Raw genomic sequence first — 17,909 nt, 5'->3', positions numbered from 1 at the left:
TTCCAGCCCGTGTCTACTATTCAACATATCAACCACTGCCCCGCAGCAGACTTCGCTATACTAGAGGAATATTTATCATTCCTGAGACGGTATCGTGTTCGCAACCAATAGCAAAAGCTCATACGCACACAGCGCCTTCGGCCTAAAGCTAGCGACGATAAACCTGTTCAACTTTATCGAGCCGCCGGGTGCATTTTACGAATTCAGCAATATTTACAGCGAAGAGCAATGGCGTCAAAAACGTGCTTGGCTGAATCGTTATATCGGCAGTTACCAACCTGACATCATTGCGTTTCAGGAAGTATTCAGTGCGTCTGCGCTCAAAGCGCTGCTAGAGCCACTTGGCTATCGCTTCTTCTCAGTGGTTGACGAGCCAGAACCGCTTGAAGATTACATCTACAAAAGCCCCGTTGTGTGCCTGGCATCCCGTTACCCGATCCTGAGTGCCCTTCCCCTTCAAGCAGACCCAGAAGTATCTCAACGTATGGGCATCCAGCAGGATTTCGAATACAGCCGTTTGCCCCTGTTTGCAACCCTGGAGCTGCCATCTCTGGGTCAGACAGATATTTACGTCGTTCACCTGAAGTCTAAACGCCCAATCATGGAGGAAACGACAGATGAGGGTGAATCGAAAAAGCTCGCTCAATCCATGCAGGAGGAAATGACAGGCTCGTGGGCATCAGCCATACAGCGTGGTTCTGAAGCCTGTCACTTGATGAACAGCATTATCGAACGCCGCTCTCACACCAACAATCCCGCCATTGTCATGGGGGATTTCAACGATGACCTGCGTTCAGAAGTGCTGCGCGCTTTCCACGTTTCCGGTTTGCGTTCCATCACGGATGACATGGCCGACATGCCTCTCTCACACTACCAACTTCACGACAGCTGGGACTTGTACGTAAAAAGTACCGGAGAGACAGGCTTAGAGCGTCCTCCAACCCATTACTTCCACGCCAAAGGATCCGTACTGGACTACATTTTGCTTTCCAGTGAATTCAACAGTGGTGATCCCGCAAGCATCGCAGAAGTCGGTGACTTTCATTGCGAAGACACCCATCTGGTTAATCCCAAGTTCGATCAGGATACATACAGCACTGACCACGCTATTGTCAGCGTCACCATTTCACTCCGCCAATAACATCCACAAGTAATGAGGGTCGGCTGACCTCGTTGGCGAACGCAATACCCGCAATGGTTGCTCACTAATTACGTCGTCATTTCTCGCGAAAATCATCATCTTGGTTAAGCTTAAAGGGATGTCTCATTCTCGATACTTTGTTTTTAGGAGCCTGTGATGATCGGTTTATCCGCCAAGAAAGTGGTTTGCCTTTTTGCCTTCATTCTCTCTGCGTGTGTCTCGTTGCCAACGCTCGCCGAGAAGCACAGCAAGAAAGAAATCATACTGGTCAGTGAAGCTTGGGAAGATGCGACAGAGAAAGATGGAAGCGGCCTCTATTTCGAAATTATGCGCCGCGTTTTTGAACCGCTTGGTTATCGCATTAAAACCATCACCACCACCTACTCCCGAAGTGTCTATCTTGTCCAAACTAAAAAAATGGACGCCTTTTTGGGCTCTTACATTGATGAGCAAGAAAAGGTTTTGTACCCCTATTGGCACTTTGATGCCGAACAGGTCTCTGCGGTCTACAAAGCATCTGTGATACCCGCTTGGGAGGGAGAGACGACGTTAAAAGGCCGCACTGTAGGCTGGGTAAAAGGCTACGACTACAACGATTACATAGAGACTAAGTTCAATATTCATGAAGTGAAATCACGCAGACAAGGCCTTTCCATGGTTTATTCTGACCGACTCGATGTCTTGCTAGATGCACGAGCTGAACTCGAAGAAGAGTTCGCGTTGGGCTATTTGAAACGTGACGAGTTTGAAATGGCGAACATTATGGATCTCAAACTCTATCCTGGCTTTGCCGACACAGAGAAAGGTCAGGAATTACGCCGGATATATGATGAGCGTTTTGAGGAGTTACTGAACAAGGGCGAGATAAAAAGGCTCTACGATGAATATGAATGGGAGTACTTTCCGTTTTCCGTCAATCCATCGCCTTAGGGGCTGCTGACCCTAACTAGACATCAAAAAAACGCCGCCCATTGGGCGGCGTTTTAGTGTTCATTGGTGTCTATCGGTTATTGGTGATGTCTTGGTAATCACCATCAATCGTCTGGCCTTGGTGGCGTTGTTTAGGACCGAACGGCGTTTCACGTGTTTCGCTATATGCTTGCTCAAACTGAGCAGCTTGTTGCTCTTGCGCTTTGCGCAGTTTCTTCATGACGAATGGTTTTGCAATTAATGCGCTCACTGAGATCAGGAGGCCAAATACTGCTGCAAACACCAAAGTAAAGAAGCCAAGAATAAGGGTAACCACACCGGTCAGGATTTGTCTCATAGTAATTTCCCGTGGATTAAAATCGTGTTGGCTTCGTATCACTTCCCCATAACATGCGGCTTGGGCGGCAAAATATCAAGGGGCCTTTACATTTATTTACTGACTAGGCTGTTTATCTGGTCCACCAACAGCGGCACATTTTCCCACAAAATGAAGTGTCCTTCATCTGGCATCATTTTTAATTCAGCCTCTGGCAGCTTTGTCTTTGCAAATAGCGAATTGCCGGGATCTGCCAAATCATCTTCTGCCCCATGCACCAAAACAACCGGCATCTTAAGTGGCGACCAGTCTTTCGCTGCTAACTTTTCCAACTCTTTGTCCAACACCATCATTTCACGGTTCGACTTGAGCAAATCGTCCGGCAGTATCCAGTTCGCCACCAGGGTGTTTGTTAAGTGATTATACCATTTAGGGGATTCCAATTGCGGATCAAACGCCGATGCGATCAACAACAAGCCATTCACACTGTCTGGTGATAACAAGGCCAGTTGCAACGCTATAGGCCCGCCTAACGAATGGCCCACCACCCAGTTTTCTTTCCCGTCCTTTAGCAATCCCATCAGCGATTCAGCTTGTTTCTCAATGGAAGTTTCTACCGGACGACCAGACTCACCAAAACCGGGGCGATCAACCGAAACAAGTTCCAGATGCTGCAATGCAGGGTGTGACAAGTAGTCGTCATACGCTTCTTTACTTCCTGGTGAACCATGAATAAACACCACTCGACTTTCAGCGCCGAGACTACCCGACACTTTTATCGAAGCGTCAGCGATGTTTGACGCACCAACTTCAATTTTCTCTGCCGTTGCAACGTCTGGGGAAATCACAAACATTAGAATAAGAAAGACATTGAGTAACGGCTTTTTCACCATGGTAGAAATACTCCTTGTTACACGATAGCGGGATTCGACTATCACCCGGTATAGACCGCTTCTATCCGCTTTTTGCTCCAACCTCGACCTTCTTTGCGTCCAGTTTTCGGTATTAAAAACAAGACTTCACTGACCTTTTTGCCACCTCATGTGCAGATAGTTACTTATGAGACAGATTGAGAATGCCACGCGAAGGTAATCTGCTTGGGTACCTCATGTCAGTAAGAGGAAGTATGACATGCAAACTCACAAGAAAATCATGATGGCTCTCAAGGCCACATTGCTCATCGTCGCTGCAACAAGTTTAATCGGCTGCTCAACATCACGTCATGAACAGCTTGCTGATCTCGGCTTTAGCACGCCATACATGGAAGGCTATGACGACGGGTGCCACAGCAAAGTCACAGCGGCACGAACCAACAAAGACGGCTACCGCCAGGACCCAGAGCGTATGTTCAAAGAGCCACGTTATGCCAACGGCTGGAATGATGGTTATGAGCAGTGCTTCGTTGCCAATAAAGAGTTTTACTAAGCTTTGTTGACCTTTGCTCGCTGCTTTATAGGCATAAAAAAATCCTGCTATTAAGCAGGATTTTTGTTTTCTGTCTGACCCGTATTATTAATCGTGATCACGTGGGAGCAACACACGCTTCTGCACTTCTTCGCCCTTTGAAAGTTTGGCGGTAAAGACAACGCTGCGGCTATATGGCTCATCAGAAATAACAAAGACGAGGCCGTTTTCAGGCGTTACATACTCACCCGAAGCGCCTTTCAATGTCACCGTCGCCCCTTCAACAGGTTCGCCGTTTTGCAGCACTTTCACCCATGCACCTTGTCCCGCAGCGACCACTCTCATACTGACATCATCGTTCATCATCCCTGCGCTCGCAGCAGATGAAACAGCAAACAGACTTAACGCAATCATTGTTTTTTTCATGATGACCTCTCCGTCATTTCTTTTCACACGTCACTCAACCTAAAGATAGAACTGCATCCCACATTAAGCCAGATGACAGATTCGAAAAACTCCAACAAAAATTTCGATATTTAAGGCACATACGTCATACACGAAACTTCATCTCACCCCGAATTTTTCCTCATTCACCACCCGATAGTCGTGAATAGAATCGCAGCGAAAATGTGATGTGTAATATTTTTGCAACATTTTCCGTGAAGTTAGCCAGAGCTGTCCTATATTTAAGACATCTTGTATAGGCCATTTCACCCATATCGAGCTGGCGCGAGAAAAAAGACAGGAGAAATCATGCGATTGGCACTACCACAAACTATCAAAGCACAACTCTCGAGTGTCGTTTTACTCATACTCTTTTCTGTTGCCGTATTCGCCATTTCCTTCCAGCGATCATTCAGTGAGCTGGAGACATTGGATGGCGCATCCGTAGAAATTCTGAAAAGCCAAACCTCCGTATTAATGCTTCGACGCCATGAGAAAGACTTCATGGCCCGCAAAGAAGCCAAGTATAAAGACAGGTTTGAAAACGAATACGGCGCGTTGACCCAGAAGTTGCTCACTGCGAAAGCGAAACTCAACGCTCTCGATATGGAAGGCCATGAAGCCATTGATGCCATGCTGTACAAACTGGAGAAATACCACAGAGACTTTGAAGCCTTGGTTGACCAGCGTATGGAGATTGGTGCCTCTTTCGACTCTGGGTTGAAAGGGACGGCTCGTGAGGCCTCACATCGCGTGGAAAGGGAGATACAGAAAGTCGAGAATGACATGCTGTACAACAAGCTTCTGATGCTACGACGTCATGAAAAAGACTTTCTACTGCGCTCTGATACCCAGTATGTCGATAAATTCAACGCCCTGATGGATGAACTATCTCCTGCCATCGCGACGAGTGATATGCCCGCCAGTAACCGTCTTATTATGGAAACCGCACTGCGCGAATATCACAAAACCTTCAATGCATTGGCAGCTGGCATGGAAGACGTAGGCTTAACACCGCAGAGTGGTTTGCATGGAAGTTTGCGTGCCTCGGTTCAAGAAGCTGAGAGACAAATGAAAGCGCTCAGTGAAGACTTGGTTACAGCCATCGATATCCGTGAGAAAAGTGTTACCAAGCGACTGACGCTGATCGGCGGCGCGTTGGCGATTGTTGTCTGTCTGACACTTGGGCTGATTACCCGTTTGGTAACAAACAAAGTTTCCGTTGCGAATGCCTTGATGAAAAAGATCGCCGAAGGCGAAAGCTCGCTGCGGGTTCGAATGAACCTTAGTGGTAAAGATGAGTTGTCTGAAATGGCATCTTACTTCAATCAATTTATCGGTAATCTCCAGCACACGATGGAGAAGATTGCAGGTATCTCTTCAGAACTTTCAAGAAACGCAAGACGCAGCCTGACCATGGCGAGTGATACCGCCATCAATGCAGAAAAGCAACGTTCAGAATCGGATTCAGTGTCGACAGCCATGACAGAAATGACGGCTACCAGCCGAGAGATTGCGGAAAGCGTATCGACAGCGGCAAACGTAGCAAAAGAACTTCAGGATTCAGCACAAACAGGACGGGCGGTGAACAGCGAAACCTCTGCCAAAGCCAATCAGCTTTCAGAGAGTATGCGAAGTGCCAGTGACAACATGCAAAGGCTTAATGCCGACAGCGAAGAAATTGGCTCTGTGATTGATGTTATCCGCTCTATCACGGAACAAACCAATCTTCTGGCATTGAACGCTGCTATCGAAGCGGCACGCGCCGGCGATCAGGGTCGAGGCTTTGCTGTCGTCGCTGACCAAGTTCGTGAGCTGGCGATGAAAACCCATCAATCCACGGACGAAATCACCAAAATCATTGAGCAACTCCAGGGCGGCATTCGTCATAGCGTGGATTTGATGAATGAGAGCAGTGAAATGGCATCAATCAGCGTTGAACAAGCACGTGAGGGTGCATCAGTCATGGCTGCCATGGTTTCGCAAATCGAGGATATTGCTGGTCAGAACCTACAAATCGCCACGGCTTCCGAAGAACAAACTGTGGTCACGGAAAGCGTAGACAGAAACATCATCGCCATTGTTGAGCTGGCAGAACACACCGCCAATGCTGCGAAGAAATCAAACGTCTCAGCGTCGGCGATTGAACAACTCGCCAACGAGCTGGATAAGCTGGTCGGAACCTTTACTGGGCAATCCCAACCTCAACCGCGTCAGCAAACAGAAAACGGCGAACAAGTCGATTTGGAACTGGCGCGCACATAACATTGGGGACTGTTGACCTTAGCAGGGGCGCTTGGGCGCCCCTACTTCTTTGTATCAAGCCTCCCCTCTGCCATCAACAAACTACTGCTATATTAATGAAAACACTCAAACATCGGGTTCACTATGAAAAAGCCAGAATTGCCAGTCGATGAAATGTACCGCCTGCAGGTGCTGCATCACCTCAATATTCTTGATACCGGTAATGAAGAGCGCTTTGACAGACTTACCCGACTCGCCAAACAGATGTTCGGTACAAAAATCGCCGCCATCAGCTTTATTGACACCAATCGCCAATGGGTAAAATCGGGGATTGGCCTTGCAAGAGAATACCCTCGGGATATCACATTCTGTGCTCACACCATTCTGGATAACGATCCCATGGTGATTAACGATACCCATGCAGACTCGCGGTTTTCAGATAATCCACTGGTGCTTGGCGACCCAAAAATCCGCTTCTACGCAGGCTACCCTATTCGACATGTGAGTGGCTCATTACTTGGCACTTTGAGCATTGCTGATGACGAGCCAAGAGGATTTGACGACGACGATTTACGCTGTATGAAAGATATCGTCGATCTGGTTGAGAATGAATTGGCCGCGATGCAACTAACCACGCAGGACCAACTGACTGGCCTGCTCAATGAGCACGGTTTTGAAGTCCTATGCCAAAACAGCCTCAACATGTGCGAACGCCTGAATGCGCCAGCGTCACTCGTGTTTTTCGATTTACGTGGTTTGAAAACAATTAACCTGCTTCAGGGCAATGTAGAAGGTGACCGGGCGTTGGTATTTTTTGCCGAGTTGCTGAGATTTGGCTTTCGCGATTCAGACGTCTTGGCAAGGCTGGAAAGCGACAAGTTTGCAGTGCTGATGAGCAACACCCCTATCGCCAACACTCAGGACATCCTGCACAGGTTCAAAGAACGTGTAGATCGATATTCTGTAGAGAACGCTCTCCCCTACACGCTGGATTACTGCATCGGGGTGTCGTGGGCTGAGCCTGAAGGCGATTATGATTTCGGACAACTGTTGGATATAGCCCGCAATCTGGCGCTCAAGGCCAAAGGTTAGCTGTGCCTACAGCCGAAAACGCTCACATTTGGTTTCTCGACGTTGATCAGTGCATCACGGTCGAAAACAGGTTGATGATAACCACACCTGCAACGATGAGTGACATTCCCAATATTGCAGCCAAATCCAGTTGCTGCCCATAAAACATCCACGCCACCAGCGAAACCAAGAGAATGCCCGCTGCACTCCAGATAGCGTAGGCCACGCCCAGCGGCATTGTCTTTACAGTAATCGACAACATATAGAATGAAATCGTGTAGCAAAGCAGCACGGTAGTCGTTGTAATGGGTTGAGTGAAAGACTGGGTTTTCGGCATCATCGAGGTTGCAACAATCTCAAACAGAATGGCAACGGATAAAGTGACGAGCGGCGGTAATGTGGTGAGGAGTTTCAGCATAATGTCTCAAGCAGGTTGCGATAGTTTTGGCTTCCTGCCCCACAAATAACGGAGCCCCGACGATGCGGGGCCCGTTACACCCATACTGTGTTAGCAGCATGGGTAACGATAAGCTTGCGATTATACGCGGTTCGCAGCGTATTCGTTAAGCTCTTCTACAGAAACTGTAGTGATGAATTCGTCGTTCAAGAAGAAGTTCACCATCTCGCCTTCTTTCTCGCCACGCAGAACTTGCGTCGAGCCATCAGCGTATGCAACAGACATTTCCAGAGACTTGTCGTTGATTTGCTTAACGTCAGCAGCAGAAATCTTGATTGGTGCGGTGGTCAGATCTTTGTCCAGCTTCTGGTTGATCTTGATAACAGCGCTCATTGGCGTATCAGCAACCGCTGGTGATTTGCCAGAGATTGGGTTGGTGCCTGTCCAGAACTCGATTGAGTTGAAGATGAACAGGTCAGCTGCTGCCGCTACGCCGTAAACTGGGCTCATCAGTACGTACAGACCTGCACGAGCATAGCGGTTGTCTACTGCAGACAGGTTCAGTTTCATCACTGCACCTGACGTTGCCATTTGACCGATACAACCTGTCAGAGACACTGTCAGAACTGCTGCCGCAACAGCTTTGATTGCAAATTTTTTCATCGTTTTACACACTGCGAGTTTAAAAAGTCGGCGAAGTATACAGTGTATTTTTACGAAGAAAAGAGGCGAAAATGAACACCTCCACTTGTCTGGCAACAACTGATTTACAGACGTTTGTAAGGGCAATGTCAGCGCGGTTAATTCATCGTTAATGACTGAACGTATCCGTCTGTTTTCATTAACGGAGTGAATTTCACTTATTCACACGACAAATATTAACAAAAGGAAATCCCGACCTGTTCGTTTGCTTATATTTTAACCAGGAAATTTCCCTCACAGCCTTCAAGTCAAGTGCAAGCCCTCATGCTTTCTTATACAATCCTCCACCTTCGATCTCTGAGATGCCGTCATGAACCGTAAAAAGAAAATCATCCAAACGCTGAAAAAGAAAGATAAGAAACAAAAAGCCAAGCTGAACAAAAGTAATAAGCCGCGCTACATTTCCAAAGCAGAGCGTGAAAAGCTGGCGGCAGAGGAAGTGCAAGCCGAGTCAACCGAGAATCAAGAGCAAGCACAAACCTCTGAGTAAGTGATACCACGCGCGTTTTTCTTCCCCCATGCAATGGAATGCAACCTGATCCCTGCCCTCTCCTGTTCATGACATAGAATATTGCGATAGAGTGATCGCGCCAAAATGAAAAGGAGAAAGGCATGTCAGCACCAAGTTGGGACTTTTCGTTCGTCTACCAAAGCCTTCAAGACACTGCGATACAAAACGATCTCGCGCGCTGCAGCGATAACATTGCAGCACTGAAGAACCTCTCACCGGATACCATTGAAAACTGTCAGCGTGCGCTGACTTTGTTGGATGAAGCCTCTACCCTGCTTCAATCTGTCTCAAGCTATTCGGGATGTCTCTCAACCGTGGATGCCACTAATGCAGAAGCCAAGGCTGTCGTGGTGAAAACCGATGTGATGGATTCCAGCCTCAATCAAGCGTTCAGCCCATTTGAAGACAAGCTATCCTCCTGCGACGATGCGTTCTTTGAGGATGTATTGGCGGGCTCCGATGCCACAGGTAGCTATCAGCGCCATGCGTTTCGTCTTTCCCGACTGCGCGCGCAGCAAGCTTTCCGTCTTTCCGTTCCCGAAGAGCAATTGCTTTCAGCCATGCAGGTCGACGGGAAAAACGCTTGGGGTCGCCTCTACGACGACATCACAGGCACACTGAAAGTCAGCCTGAAATTCCCAGATGGCAGCGAAGAAGAGATGGGGTTGTCACAGGCAGCAAGCCTGCTTTACGGCGGAGATACATATCGACGCGAGCCAGCCTGGCATGCCATTCGCGAAGCGATGGGAAAACAGGAAGTGACCTTTGCGGCTATCCTGAATGCCCTCGCAGGCAATCGACTCACTGAGTACGAGAAACGCAGCCACACCAAGCCACTGCATTTCCTCGCCCCTGCGCTTGAAGAAGCCCGTATAGAGCAACCTACACTAGACGCCATGCTGGATGTCACCAAAGCCAGCCAGGACCTTTCCCGTCGCGCAGCAAAAGCGATGGCAAAAGTGTTCGGTACAGAGCAGCTCAAACCTTGGGATGAAATGGCAGCAATGCCATCATTCGGTGCATCCAAGCCAGCTAACTACTCTTTCGATGACGCGATTGCGATCATCCGCAAAGCATTCGACAGTGTCGACCCTGAAATGGCGGAATTTGTTGACATGATGGTTAAACAAAACCTGATTGATGCAGCACCTCAATCTAACAAGAGCATGGGTGCCTACTGCACTAAGATTGCCAAAACCCGCACCCCACTGGTGTTTATGAGTTTTGGCGGCAGCATGTCTGATGTATTGACGCTTGCGCATGAACTGGGGCACGCATTCCACAACTGGGTGATGCGCGACATGCCATTTGTCGAAACCGAATACCCAATGACACTGGCAGAAACCGCCTCCATTTTTGCAGAAAACGTGGTGCGTGATGCATTGCTCGAACAGGCAGAAAGCGACCACGACAAGCTGTTGATGCTGTGGGAAGAAGCCCAAACCGCCGTTGCGCTCATGCTCAATATTCCGGTGCGCTATGGGTTTGAAAAAGCCTTCTATGAGCAACGACAACAAGGCGAATGCTCACCAGCACAGCTTCGCTCGCTGATGGCTGATACCTGGACTGAATGGTACGGCGACGCTATGTCTCAGCCTAACGATCTGTTCTGGGCGACTAAGCTGCATTTCAGCATCGCAGAAATCAGTTTCTACAACTATCCGTATCTGTTCGGTTATCTGTTCAGTACCGGTGTGTACGCAAGACGCTCAGAGAAAGGTGCTGCTTTCTACGGTGATTACAAAGCCTTGCTAAGAGACACGGGCAGAATGAGCGCAGAAGACGTGGCAAAAGCCCACCTGGGTGTAGATTTAACGAAGCCAGAGTTCTGGCAGCAAAGCATCCAGATTGCTGAGAAACGTATCGAAGCGTTTGAAGCGCTGGTTAAAAAGCTTTAACGAACTATCAACAGAAACAAAAACACCCGCCGAGGCGGGTGTTTTTGTTTGCGTGGTTGAAGGCGAAATTAACCTTCAATACCACGTGATTTCAGGAACTCAGCGTAAGTGCCTTTGAAGTCAGTGATCTTGCCATCACGGATTTCGATAATGCGGGTTGCCAGTGAGTCAACGAATACACGGTCATGCGATACGAAGAACAATGTACCTTTGAATTGTTCCAAAGCTGTGTTCAGCGATTCGATAGATTCCATGTCCATGTGGTTGGTCGGTTCATCCATCAGCAGCATGTTTGGCTTGTGCATCATGATCTTGCCAAGCAGCATACGGCCTTGCTCACCACCAGACAGCACTTTGACAGACTTCTTGATGTCATCTTGAGAGAACAGCATACGGCCAAGGAAGCCACGAACGGTTTGCTCGTCATCACCTTCTTGCTGCCACTGGCTCATCCACTCCATCAGGTTCATGTCTTGCTCAAAGTCATGAGCATGATCCTGCGCGTAGTAACCGATGTTTGAATTCTCAGACCACTTGTATTCACCGGTACGTGGCTCTAGCACACCTGCCAGCGTATTCAGAAGAGTGGTTTTACCCACGCCGTTCTCACCAATGATCGCAACGCGCTCGCCCACTTCAAAAATGCCGCCGAAGTTCGCGAACAAATCAGCTTCAAAACCTTGGCTCAGGTTTTCGACTTCCAGTGCGTTACGGAACAGCTCTTTTGACTGCTCGAAACGAATGAATGGGTTCTGACGGCTTGATGCCTTCACTTCACTCAGTTGGATCTTGTCGATTTGCTTCGCACGTGAAGTCGCTTGTTTTGCTTTAGAGGCGTTTGCAGAGAAACGCGCAACGAAGGTTTGCAGCTCAGCAATCTGTGCTTTCTTCTTCGCATTGTCTGCCAGCAGACGCTCACGCGCTTGTGTCGCTGCTGTCATATATTCGTCGTAGTTACCTGGATAAACGCGCAATTCACCGTAGTCCAGGTCAGCCATGTGAGTACACACTGAGTTCAGGAAGTGACGGTCGTGCGAGATGATGATCATGGTGCAGTTACGCTCGTTCAGCGTGTCTTCCAGCCAACGAATGGTGTCGATGTCCAGGTTGTTCGTTGGTTCGTCAAGCAGCATGATGTCTGGGTCTGCAAACAGTACCTGCGCCAGAAGCACACGCAGTTTCCAGCCCGGTGCTACCGCACTCATTAGGCCGTAATGTTGCTCAACAGGAATACCTACCGCCAGCAGCAATTCACCCGCTTTGGACTCTGCCATGTAGCCGTCCATCTCAGCGAATTCCACTTCCAGATCAGCCACACGCATGCCGTCTTCTTCGCTCATTTCTGGCAGAGAATAGATACGGTCACGTTCTTGTTTCACAGCCCACAGCTCTTTATGGCCCATGATAACCGTGTCGATAACTGTGAAGTTCTCGTAGGCAAACTGATCCTGGTTCAGCTTGGCAACACGCTCATTAGGATCAACGCTTACATTACCGCTGGTTGGTTCCAATTCACGGCTCAGGATCTTCATGAACGTTGATTTACCACAGCCGTTCGCCCCGATAAGGCCGTAACGGTTACCTTCACCGAACTTTACGGAAATGTTTTCGAAAAGTGGCTTGGCGCCGAATTGCTGGGTGATATTAGCTGTACTAAGCAAGGCAATAATCCTGAACTGAGAATGGAAAACGCCGCAAGGGTACAGAGTTCGCTCCAGTACTTCAAGCAAACAGCGAAACAAGTCACATTTCTGTCATTCACAGCCCGGTTTAACAACAAAAGTTTGCGCCAAGTCCCAAGCTCCCACATTCGGCCTGCAAGGCCCCAAATTCAGAGAATTAGTAACTACACTTAGTGGATTACTCTGTCTCAAATTAAATACAACCATTGACAGTCTTGAACACTTTTGAGAGCGCTATGGATACAAAGATCATCTCGACATTCTTCCGCTTGAATACCCTGCCCGTGCTTGGTGTGGTTTTGGGGGCTTTTCTCTCCACTTTGTTGGTTGCCGTTGCTTCTTCCAATGCCTCCGCAGACGCTGGTGCTAAGCAGGTGCTGTATATCAACGCCTTTCACCGCGGTTATGGTTGGAGTGACGAAATCGAAAGTGGCATTCGCGACACTTTCGATGCAACGGGGACAGAGATCGATCTTTCCGTGGTCTATCTCGACACACTGAGATATCAAGGGGAAACCGTCAGTGAAAAAGTCGCCGAGCTGCTGGCAATCAAACAAGTTGCCGATGCCACCGACTTGGTCATCACTTCTGACAATGCCGCATTAGATTTTGCGCTTCTCCATCAAAAGGAGCTGTTCCCTAAACAACCCATCCTCTATACCGCTCTGAAAGATTACCCGATCGACGGGTTAAGTACGGCTATCAATACAACCGGCATTTCCGAGTACAGTGATTATAAAAATGCCGTGGACCTCGCCTTGTCCCAGCACACTGACGCCCGTTCTATTGTGTTTGTGGGAACCACAAAAGAAGGCCATAACAAACGTGTTGTCGACATCGTGAGGGAAAGCGTGCTTCCAGCCTACGTCGATATCCTTGATACTGAAATTATCGTCGATAAGTCTATAGAAGCGTTGGATGCCGAGTTAAGCCAGTTCCCAGCACACTCACTGATTTTCCTTTTGAGTAATACCCTGCCTAAATCCGATGGCTCCGAATACAGCCCAGCGGAAACGGCAAGACTCCTTTCGTCTGTCGCTCCGTTCCCTGTCTATACCTATTGGCATTCCCATATCGGTCACGGCGCGATAGGTGGTCAGATAGTCACAGGCTACAGCCAGGGTAAAGCCGCAGCTCAGCTGGCGCTCGAAGTGCTTTCAAGGGATGTTGCAACGCCCCTGCCTCCCGCCATGTCAGCGCCTGCCTCACTGTTTTTTGACCTTGAATCCATGGAGAAGCACAAGGTATCTCGCGATGACCTACCCGAGGGCACCCGCTTCATTAACTATCAACCGCCGATCTGGCAGGAATACAAAACCGAAGCCTTGACCACTTTGGTGATTATCTTCGGTTTAGCCTCACTGGTGCTTGCCTTCTCGTTACTGACCAAAAGACAAAGTGAAACCATTCACCAGATCAGTGATGAGAATGTAGAGCTGACACACGCACTGGATTTGAATCAGGAGGCGTTGGACGATGTCACGCACCAACTGGAAGAAGTGAATCCGATTGATGAACTGACAGGATTGAGCAATTTCCGCCACTTCAACGACATGCTCGACAAAGAGCTTCGCAGAGCCAGTCGCTACAAAACCCCTCTCAGCTTGCTGATGATTTCCGTCGATAAATTTGAGGAATACAAATCAGCCCAAGGAGAAGAAGCCGCGAATAATGTACTGACAGACATCAGCAAAGTGATCTCCGAAACCTGCCAGCGTTCATCCGACGTGCTTGCCCATTTGGTGGACGAAAAATTCGCCATCATTCTTCCTCATACGACTCGAGAAAACTCGCACATAGTCTGTCAAAAGCTACATGATCAACTGAAGGTTAAAAATCTGCCTTTCGTCCTGTCCAAAACAGGTGCTGTCACCCTTAGCATCGGCTTGTCATCTCTCGAAGCCAGCGGTGAGCGTATAAACCCACAGCACATGTTCAATACCAGCGAAATGATGAGAATAGATGCGGAGAGGCAAGGTGGAAACGGCACCCGCTCGGACATTATTGCCATTCATCCGGAATCAGGTTCTTCGAGCGCCAGCTAGCCCTCACCGTTCACCTTCCCTTCACTCCCAAATAACACCGATCATCTTCATATCGGTGCTTTCATCGCATTGGCCTAACAGTCTTCACAAAATGGGTTAGTGTGAGCGGGTTGGTTGTTTTTCCTTAATTATTTTACGGAAAAGCTACTGTGCATCCGAAATACCTTATCGAAAGGCGCGCATGAATTATGCTGCGCCTCTTTTTTAGCCCAACAACTAGAACATCTCTACCCAGAACAATGATTCGAGAATCAAAATTCTCGAGCATCTTCACCAATATAAGGACAGATAGGTATTTCACGGTAAAACAATAATAACTAACATCGCATTTGTTAGAAAAGATAGAGCACAATGAACCCTACAATCGCATACCTAGAGCGCACGCGCGTTCTCGTCGTCATCGGAATTTGTTCTGTAATTGCATACATTACAGGATTTCTTTTCGGCGGGGCTTTTTACTACCACCTAGCCATTTCGCTCGGCTACGGTGTCACTCTCAATTTTCTGCACGTATTTCTGGCGAGAAACTTCCCCAAATGGTCTAACCCTAAGCGAACGGCTATTGCCGTTAGCGTAGGCTCGATCATTGGCACCATGAATATGCAGTTGTGGATTTATCAGTACCGTGGTTTCTGGCGGACAGAAGTACTTCTTCCCACGCTAATATTCACGGTTTCTGTCGCGATCTTTACAGCCTGCTTTTTCATCATGCGTGACAGAGCAAGAGAAGCAGAAAATGACCTCAAAGATTCGCAACTCCGGCAAGCCGAGCAAGAAAAAGCCCTGATAAACAGCCAACTGAAAAGCCTCCAGGGGCAGATGGAACCGCATTTTCTTTTTAATACGCTGGCTAACATCCAGGTGTTAATTGACATTGATGCGCCCAAAGCAAAATTACTGCTCGAGAAAATCACGGACTTACTCAGGGCAAGTTTGAAACAGCAGCGCAAAGACACTGTCTCCCTGAATGACGAACTTAAGTTGTTGGATAGCTACCTCTCTATTCAACAGATCCGCTTATGTGATCGCATGGGGTTTGAAATTAAAGTCGACCCCTCGATCTCCAAACAACTCCGCATCCCTCCATTCCTGATTCAACCGGCTGTCGAGAACGCCGTGGTGCATGGCATAGAGCCTTCAGTGAAAGGGGGATACATCCAAATCAATTTCTTGAAAGAAGACGACATGCTTACCGTGGAAATTTCCGATAACGGCATTGGCTTTAATGATGGATCTAAAGGCAATGGTGTAAGCATGAAGAACGTGAAGGAACGCCTTTCAACCCTCTATGGTGAAAAAGGCAGACTGAAACTCATTCCCCATCATGGAGGGGGATTCACGACAAGGATTTCATTTCAATGCGAGCAATAATTGCGGACGACGAGCCGATTCTCCGTCATCACTTAAGTCGGCTTCTCGGGGCGGTATCTTCTGAGATTGACGTTGTAGCTAGCGCGAAAGACGGTATTGAGGCACTAGATCTCATCAAGAAACTTCAACCCGACGTGGTATTTCTTGATATCAGGATGCCGGGGCTGGATGGACTGGAAGTGGCGAACCTTATTAGCGATATGAAAAAGCCACCTCGCATCGTTTTCGTCACGGCATATGATCACTATGCCATCGAGGCCTTTGAGCAAGGTGCCATTGATTACCTTATCAAGCCCATCGATGAGAAACGCCTAACCAAAACATGCTCTCGCTTAAAAACGCGCACCAAACCCACTCTAAATGCTGACGAGCTGACCCAAATACTTTCTCAAACAAAGGAGAAAGCAGAACAACCACTCACTTGGTTAAAAGCGGCAAAAGGTGAAGATATCCACCTTATTCATGTTGATGATGTCGAGTACTTTCGGGCAGAAGACAAATACGTCACCGTCGTGACCAACGACGCTGAATACATCATCCGCACCCCGCTCCGCAACCTTTCTCAGATGCTGTGTGAAGAAACCTTCTGGCAAATTCACCGCTCTGTCATCGTGAAAGTGTCCGCGATAAATCGTGTATTTAAGGACATGACCGGCAAGATGGTGGTTGAAGTGGCTTCCAATCAGAGCCAACTTCCCGTGAGCCGAAATGCGCACGCTTTGTTCAAGCAAATGTAACCGATACCCAAACACTCTGAAGACGCTCGCATTCAGCATCTTCAGAGTGTTTGGGTGTCTATCACCTCGTTTTCGGTTCAAATCATCCAAATGCGGTTTATCGGCGAAAAATGCATTTGGTCTCATCGCACTTTTCTTTTCTCTAACCTGATGTAGCTTGGCATCGTGAAAAGACAAGGAAACACTCAAGGAGAAGGACAATGTACATCAAGGACAATTGGCTGAGTCGCATAGCGCTGTTAGCTATTGTCGGATTCGTTGTCGTTTCCGTGTTGTGGTTTAAGCAAGTTAACGCCGGCCCGATGCAAAAGACGCTTCAAGACGCCTTTGTAGATGCCAGCACGGGAGACCGTAGCGCAGGGGATCACGTACTGAGCGCCGTCGAAAACCTGCTTATTCAGTATCCCGAAGATGCCCTGTTGACCGCCTATTACGGCAGTACTATGTCGATGAAAGGACGTGATGCGTGGCTACCTTGGAACCGCCAGAAGTATTCAGAAATTGGTGTCGACTCACTCAATAAATCTCTAAACCAATTATCAGATGAGTCGTTTGATAAACCCTATTACGGGCTCAATGAAGGGCTTTACATACAGTCGCTTGCTGCCATCACCTTCATTAGTCTGCCTGAATCTTTCGAACAACGAGATCGTGGTTTTGAAATGCTGAAAACCATGATGGCGTCTGAAGAACTCGGTTACTACCCTTTCGGGCCACGTGCTTGGATACACATTGAAGCGGTAAAAGCCGCTATTGATATGGAAGAAACAAGCACAGCGACCCAATGGGCAAATGAAATGCAGCGCCTTGCACCTACCCATCCTTATACCCAACAAGCGCTGGAATTGGTGACAAACTAACCAAGCACATCTTGCTTACGCAACTTTCTGCCCATCAATGATGTCTATACCCAAACAACTTGAAGATGCAGGATTCAGCGAGTTTGACTGGCGTTGTGATCGCGGCGTTCCTTTGCAGGTGTAGTCACCTCCATCAAAAAGGAACAACAAAGAGCA

The 17,909-nt window shown here is 48.2% G+C and carries 17 protein-coding genes; 11 read left to right on the top strand and 6 right to left on the bottom strand.

Going from position 1 to position 17,909, the window contains the following annotated elements:
- Window positions 1-94 precede the first annotated feature (94 nt).
- Together D515_RS20110 and D515_RS20105 are read left to right on the top strand one after the other, a co-directional pair.
- Window positions 95-1,141 (top strand): endonuclease/exonuclease/phosphatase family protein, encoded by a 1,047-nt coding sequence (locus D515_RS20110; RefSeq protein WP_002541153.1) that lies wholly within the window; start codon window positions 95-97, stop codon window positions 1,139-1,141.
- Window positions 1,142-1,297: 156 nt separating this feature from the next.
- Window positions 1,298-2,071, top strand: a complete 774-nt coding sequence (locus tag D515_RS20105; RefSeq protein WP_002541152.1) for a substrate-binding periplasmic protein — start codon at window positions 1,298-1,300, stop codon at window positions 2,069-2,071.
- A gap of 70 nt (window positions 2,072-2,141) precedes the next feature.
- Here D515_RS20105 and D515_RS20100 read toward each other — a convergent pair whose 3' ends face one another.
- Window positions 2,142-2,408: a hypothetical protein gene (locus tag D515_RS20100; protein WP_002541151.1), complete on the bottom strand. Its 267-nt coding sequence runs from the start codon at window positions 2,406-2,408 to the stop codon at window positions 2,142-2,144.
- A gap of 92 nt (window positions 2,409-2,500) precedes the next feature.
- On the bottom strand, window positions 2,501-3,280 hold the full coding sequence (locus tag D515_RS20095) for an alpha/beta fold hydrolase (RefSeq protein ID WP_002541150.1): 780 nt from the start codon (window positions 3,278-3,280) through the stop codon (window positions 2,501-2,503).
- Window positions 3,281-3,518: 238 nt separating this feature from the next.
- Here D515_RS20095 and D515_RS20090 point away from each other — a divergent pair, with 238 nt between their 5' ends.
- Entirely contained in the window at window positions 3,519-3,812 is a 294-nt protein-coding gene (locus D515_RS20090) for a hypothetical protein (RefSeq protein ID WP_002541148.1), read from the top strand.
- 87 nt (window positions 3,813-3,899) lie between these two features.
- Here D515_RS20090 and D515_RS20085 read toward each other — a convergent pair whose 3' ends face one another.
- Window positions 3,900-4,217, bottom strand: coding sequence for a hypothetical protein (locus D515_RS20085; RefSeq protein WP_002541147.1), 318 nt, complete (start codon window positions 4,215-4,217; stop codon window positions 3,900-3,902).
- A 327-nt stretch (window positions 4,218-4,544) separates the two neighbouring features.
- Between D515_RS20085 and D515_RS20080 the strand changes: the two genes are divergently transcribed.
- Window positions 4,545-6,500 (top strand): methyl-accepting chemotaxis protein, encoded by a 1,956-nt coding sequence (locus D515_RS20080; RefSeq protein ID WP_002541146.1) that lies wholly within the window; start codon window positions 4,545-4,547, stop codon window positions 6,498-6,500.
- Window positions 6,501-6,623: 123 nt separating this feature from the next.
- Entirely contained in the window at window positions 6,624-7,571 is a 948-nt protein-coding gene (locus tag D515_RS20075) for a GGDEF domain-containing protein (protein ID WP_002541144.1), read from the top strand.
- Window positions 7,572-7,617: 46 nt separating this feature from the next.
- Here D515_RS20075 and D515_RS20070 read toward each other — a convergent pair whose 3' ends face one another.
- Window positions 7,618-7,968 carry a DMT family transporter gene (locus D515_RS20070; RefSeq protein ID WP_002541143.1) on the bottom strand — a complete coding sequence of 117 codons (351 nt, stop codon included), beginning with the start codon at window positions 7,966-7,968 and terminating at the stop codon, window positions 7,618-7,620.
- A 120-nt stretch (window positions 7,969-8,088) separates the two neighbouring features.
- Window positions 8,089-8,610 carry a DUF3332 domain-containing protein gene (locus tag D515_RS20065; RefSeq protein WP_002541142.1) on the bottom strand — a complete coding sequence of 174 codons (522 nt, stop codon included), beginning with the start codon at window positions 8,608-8,610 and terminating at the stop codon, window positions 8,089-8,091.
- Window positions 8,611-8,959: 349 nt separating this feature from the next.
- Between D515_RS20065 and D515_RS20060 the strand changes: the two genes are divergently transcribed.
- Both D515_RS20060 and D515_RS20055 read left to right on the top strand, forming a co-directional pair.
- Entirely contained in the window at window positions 8,960-9,139 is a 180-nt protein-coding gene (locus D515_RS20060; protein WP_002541141.1) for a DUF2986 domain-containing protein, read from the top strand.
- Window positions 9,140-9,261: 122 nt separating this feature from the next.
- Entirely contained in the window at window positions 9,262-11,058 is a 1,797-nt protein-coding gene (locus tag D515_RS20055; RefSeq protein WP_002541140.1) for a M3 family oligoendopeptidase, read from the top strand.
- Window positions 11,059-11,126: 68 nt separating this feature from the next.
- Here D515_RS20055 and D515_RS20050 read toward each other — a convergent pair whose 3' ends face one another.
- Complete coding sequence (locus D515_RS20050) at window positions 11,127-12,719, bottom strand: ABC-F family ATPase (RefSeq protein ID WP_002541139.1); 1,593 nt, start codon at window positions 12,717-12,719, stop codon at window positions 11,127-11,129.
- 257 nt (window positions 12,720-12,976) lie between these two features.
- On the opposite strand from D515_RS20050, the gene D515_RS20045 reads away from it, so the two are divergent.
- The 4 genes from D515_RS20045 to D515_RS20030 all read left to right on the top strand — a co-directional run bounded on the left by D515_RS20045 (window position 12,977) and on the right by D515_RS20030 (window position 17,753).
- On the top strand, window positions 12,977-14,785 hold the full coding sequence (locus D515_RS20045; RefSeq protein ID WP_002541138.1) for a GGDEF domain-containing protein: 1,809 nt from the start codon (window positions 12,977-12,979) through the stop codon (window positions 14,783-14,785).
- Window positions 14,786-15,136: 351 nt separating this feature from the next.
- Window positions 15,137-16,156, top strand: coding sequence for a sensor histidine kinase (locus tag D515_RS20040; RefSeq protein ID WP_002541136.1), 1,020 nt, complete (start codon window positions 15,137-15,139; stop codon window positions 16,154-16,156).
- On the top strand, window positions 16,144-16,893 hold the full coding sequence (locus D515_RS20035; RefSeq protein WP_002541135.1) for a LytR/AlgR family response regulator transcription factor: 750 nt from the start codon (window positions 16,144-16,146) through the stop codon (window positions 16,891-16,893). The genes D515_RS20040 and D515_RS20035 overlap by 13 nt, the downstream gene beginning before the upstream one ends.
- A gap of 200 nt (window positions 16,894-17,093) precedes the next feature.
- Entirely contained in the window at window positions 17,094-17,753 is a 660-nt protein-coding gene (locus D515_RS20030; RefSeq protein ID WP_002541134.1) for a hypothetical protein, read from the top strand.
- Window positions 17,754-17,909: the final 156 nt, after the last annotated feature.

It is taken from the genome of Grimontia indica, assembly GCF_000333895.2.
Lineage (GTDB): Bacteria > Pseudomonadota > Gammaproteobacteria > Enterobacterales > Vibrionaceae > Enterovibrio > Enterovibrio indicus.
Note: the sequence above shows the minus strand (reverse complement) of the source record. Positions and strands in the feature narration are given on the sequence as shown.